Annotated in this window: 4 protein-coding genes; all 4 read left to right on the top strand. The window is 37.2% G+C overall.

Annotated elements, in window-relative coordinates:
* Positions 1-194: hypothetical protein (locus ENL20_09830; protein HHE38856.1), on the top strand; the 194-nt coding region annotated here is incomplete at its 5' end.
* A 1-nt stretch (position 195) separates the two neighbouring features.
* Complete coding sequence (rpiB, locus tag ENL20_09825; GenBank protein HHE38855.1) at positions 196-642, top strand: ribose 5-phosphate isomerase B; 447 nt, start codon at positions 196-198, stop codon at positions 640-642.
* Between the two features lie 186 nt (positions 643-828).
* On the top strand, positions 829-2,133 hold the full coding sequence (locus tag ENL20_09820) for a serine hydroxymethyltransferase (protein HHE38854.1): 1,305 nt from the start codon (positions 829-831) through the stop codon (positions 2,131-2,133).
* Positions 2,134-2,439: 306 nt separating this feature from the next.
* The coding region (locus ENL20_09815) for a hypothetical protein (GenBank protein HHE38853.1) at positions 2,440-3,415 on the top strand (976 nt) is incomplete at its 3' end.

Here is a 3,415-nt window from a genome sequence, read left to right as displayed (position 1 = left end):
TCTACATTCTGGATGAAATAGATGCAGCTCTGGACAAGGAAAATGCAGAAAAGATTTCTAATTTAATAAAGAGTACAAAAGACACGCAATTCCTGCTTATATCCCACAATGAATACACTGTAAGGAATGCAGACAGGGTTTACGGGATTTCTATGCAGGATGATGAGAGCAAGATTTTCAGCATAAAGCTATAATATGAAAAGCATAGTGATAGCATCAGACCATGCCGGATTTGAATTAAAAGAAGCAATAAAAGAATTCTTATCCGAACATGAAATTTTCGATTTCGGAACACACAGTCTGGAATCGATGGATTATCCTGATACAGGTTTCAAAGCTGCTGAAGAAGTAAGCAAAGGAAATTGTGAGAGAGGAATCCTGATTTGCGGAAGCGGACTCGGAATGAGTATCGTTGCCAACAAAGTAAAAGGAATTCGAGCTGCTCTCTGTGATTCGATCCAATTAGCACGACTTTCACGGGAACATAATGATTCCAATATTTTAGTTTTACAAGGAAGATTAATTTCCAAATACCTGGCAAAAGAAATTATCCAAACCTGGTTATCAACAGAATTTTCAAAAGGAAGACATATCCCAAGATTAGAAAAAATAAAAAAATATGAAAAATTGCCACAAGACTGATTCGATAGAACACGGATGACACGGATATGACGGATTAACACAGATAAAAAACTCATGTGTGTGTAAATTTTGAAATTCGTTCGTTTTTGTTCGTGCTGAATTCTTCGCGTCTTTTCGTGTATTTCGTGGACAAAAATATCATTGCAAAGTCTGCGCAAGTCAGTGGCAAATTATGGAGGAAATTAGATGAAGTTCATAAAAAAACAAGATCCTGAACTTTTCGAGGTAATGTATAGTGAATTAAAAAGACAATCGGAAAACCTGGAGTTGATCGCTTCGGAGAATTTTGTTTCGAGAGCAGTTCTCGAAGCTGCCGGTTCAGTCTTGACCAACAAATATGCGGAAGGTTATCCCTATCGCTGGAGTAAAAAAACCGATAAGATCAATTACAAACTTTACGGTCGTTATTACGGAGGTTGTGAGTATATCGACGAAGTAGAAAAACTGGCGATCGAAAGAGCCAAAGAGATCTTTGGAGCAGAACACGCTAATGTCCAACCTCATTCCGGTTCGCAGGCAAATATGGCAGCTTATTTTTCCATTATCAAACCCGGAGACACGATTTTGAGTCTGGAATTATCTCATGGCGGACATTTAACTCACGGTCATCCCTTAAGTTTTTCCGGTTATTTATTCAACATCGTTCCTTACGGAGTCAACAAGGAAACCGAACAATTCGATTACGATGAGATCAGGAAAATTGCTTTGGAAGTCAAACCGCAGATGATCCTGACCGGAGCAAGTGCATATCCCCGCAAGATCGATTTTGCCAGATTCCGGGAAATAGCTGATGAGGTTGGAGCGAAATTTATCGTCGATATGGCTCACATTGCCGGATTGATCGCAGCCGGATTACACGAAAGCCCGATTCCTTATGCTGATATTGTTACAACCACAACTCATAAAACTCTTCGCGGACCTCGCGGCGGAATGATCCTCTGCAAAGAAGAGTTTGCTAAAGATGTTGATAGATGGGTTTTCCCTGGAATGCAGGGTGGTCCTTTGATGCATGTCATTGCGGCTAAAGCTGCCGCCTTTAAGGAAGCTCTTACGCCGGAATTTAAAGAATACCAGAAACAGATAATCAAAAATGCTGATCAATTAGCAGGTTCACTTGTCGAGCAGGGATTTAATCTCGTTTCCGGAGGAACAGACACTCATCTGATGCTGGTTAATCTCGGAACAGAAGAAGAAGGCGGTCCTTCCGGCAAAAAAATGGAAGGTTGTCTCGACAAAGCGGGAATTACTGCCAATAAAAATACGGTTCCTTTCGATACTCGAAAACCTTTTGTCGCTTCCGGGATCAGGCTTGGAACTCCGGCAGTTACAACTCGGGGAATGAAAGAACCGGAGATGCAGAAAATCGCTGAATTTATTTCACAGGTTTATAAGAATTATAAAGATGAAGAAAAATTAGTGGAAATTAAAAATGAAGTTAGAGATTTCTGTAAAAAATTCCCTTTATACGATGATCTACTGAAAAAATATTAGAAATTTCAACCTGCTGTTTTGCCCATAAACAGCAGGTTTCTAACCTAAATATTTGATAAATAAGAAAATAATTTACAAATCAAGGATTATTTTATTGACATATATGCTTACAATTTAACATTTTACCTGTATGATATGTAAGTTAGAAGAAATTGGATTATTAATAATCTTCGGATTATTAGTGTTAAGAAAAGCGGATAAAAAACAATCAGTCAAAAGCCTGACACAGTCTTGTTTGTTTCTTTACAAAAATATACTTTTTTATCTGAAACACAACTTAACACCAAAAATTGAAAAAGGTTTTATATGAACATTGAATTTCATTATTACATCACAAAATATCTCGCTCTCGAAGCAGGATTCGATAAGGGTGAAGCTGAAATAATTGCTTATTCTTCGCAATATGTAGATGATAATTTTATCCCGTTTAAAATAAAAACTCCCGAAAATGACATTTATAAAAATTTCATCAGCCAGACTCCTGACATCACCAATCCCGAAAAGAAATTGATCAGAATGCATCTTTTATATCATTACCTGCCGGGAACTCCAACCAGCACAAAAGTCAGTAGGAAAGATGGAAAAATGCATTTATTAATGACTACTCCGGCAAGTAACTACTCTCAGGAAATATTTTTTGAAACAACCAAAAGCGAAGATTTGTTTTCTCTCGGAATAGCCACCCACATGCTTGCCGATACTTTTTGTCATCAAAATTTTGTCGGAACTTTTGATGAGATCAATTCGATGACCGGGGTTTGGGAAACATCGAAGCATCATCTCGGTCATGCGGATGCCCAATATAAACCTGACATTCCGAATTTGATTTGGCATGATCCGAGGTTGATCGATGAAAACGCAACCATCGATAATACGGAAAGAATTCTGTTTGCTGCCAAAAAACTTTATTCGAACTTTCTTCTCATAACATCGATGGATGAAGGTCACTGGTCAAAAGTCAAAAAAAGTATATCAGATATTATAAAACCAACGATCACAGAACCTGAACTTGCTGCTGAAAAAGAGCAGAAAAAAGAGAGAATAATCAAATATAATGAGCTTTTTGCTGAATTCAAGGCTGAAGATGAATACAATCCTCTGAAATGGTTAGATGATACTATCGAAGAGGATATTCTTAAAAAAACCAATCCTGGAAAAGAATTAACATTTAAAAAGGATTTTGAAAAATCTAACTGGTATAAATTCCAGGAAGCTCTTAAATTTTATGAAAAAATTTCTATGGGAAAGTTGGCTCCTTTATTTGACCAGATGGAATTAAAAG

Source organism: Candidatus Cloacimonadota bacterium, assembly GCA_011372345.1.
GTDB lineage: Bacteria > Cloacimonadota > Cloacimonadia > Cloacimonadales > TCS61 > DRTC01.
The sequence above is the reverse complement of the archived record's forward strand: the minus strand, read 5'-3'. Positions and strand labels throughout refer to the sequence as shown.

Excerpts from the sequence above, each read along its gene's own strand:
- rpiB (HHE38855.1), top strand. The coding sequence starts at position 196 with ATGAAAAGCATAGTGATAGCATCAGACCATGCCGGATTTGAATTAAAA.
- ENL20_09820 (HHE38854.1), top strand. The coding sequence starts at position 829 with ATGAAGTTCATAAAAAAACAAGATCCTGAACTTTTCGAGGTAATGTAT.